At 33.7% G+C, this 980-nt stretch carries 1 protein-coding gene; it reads right to left on the reverse strand.

The genetic code is table 11. The annotated features are described in order from the left end of the window. Window positions 1–258: 258 nt before the first annotated feature. Window positions 259–849, reverse strand: coding sequence for a hypothetical protein (locus FILTAD_RS15645; RefSeq protein ID WP_124071888.1), 591 nt, complete (start codon window positions 847–849; stop codon window positions 259–261). Window positions 850–980 lie beyond the last annotated feature (131 nt).

A 980-nucleotide genomic window follows, 5' to 3' on the forward strand; every position in this document is an offset into this window, starting at 1 on the left:
AGTTTCAAAAAAATAATAACCTGGGACTTTGGTTTCGTGCGGCCAAAATACATGAAACATAGCGCTTGACTTATTTCACATTAAACGCTGTGCAACAAACAACAACCAACAATTCAACCAATTACATATATATTCGATAAACAGTAGGCTTTAACGTTTTTTTCGCATAAATATGTAATTGTAGTGTATTGTCGGAATTGTTCCGTGCACAGGTACCCGAAATTACCACCTGAAATCAAGGTTGATGAAAGACCAATTTCATAACTTTCCACTTCTTACTACTTTCATTCTTTCAAATGCTTGTTCATTATTATATATCTTTAATTCCTCAATTGCAGCTTGCTGTTCAAGGATTCTAGATTCATATTCCTCCATTGCATTTAAGGGAACCTTAGAATGAATCATTGCTCTTAATAAATTCGTTAACGGTTCTCCGATTGCTTGTTTAAAATTAAATCCAAGCATTTGCAATATAGCAAAGGTTTCCTTAGATAATAGTGGTTTAAAGACACTTAGGGCTTTTTCCGCATTTTCAGCAGTTTCCCCGTCACTCTCCGCCATCAACTTTTCTATAATAGGAATGATACTTTCAGTTATGTACTCAATTTCTTTATCAGAAATTTTCTGCATTATAACCTGTTCTTCGTAGACTTGAATAATTTGAATCAGTTCGTTCTTTTCAGAAATCAAATCACTTATAATTTCTTCTAACCTATTTACAGTTTCATCATTATCCTTGGCTTCTTTCGCAACCTTAATTTTATCCATAACCATTGGAACGCTATTTTTGGCCATCAAACTAGCAAATTTTGAACCTAAGTCAACCAAATCCAAATTCATAAACTCCACTATCAACACTCCTCGTATATAATTGTGTGCGAACCTATTATATGAAATAGATTGTATTAAACGCAAAAAACCATTGTTTTCAGGGTATAGAGAAGTACCAATCACAGAACTTCCAAACCCACCCCACTATT

Origin of the sequence: Filibacter tadaridae, assembly GCF_900609045.1 — a bacterium.
Taxonomy (GTDB): Bacteria; Bacillota; Bacilli; order Bacillales_A; family Planococcaceae; genus Sporosarcina; species Sporosarcina tadaridae.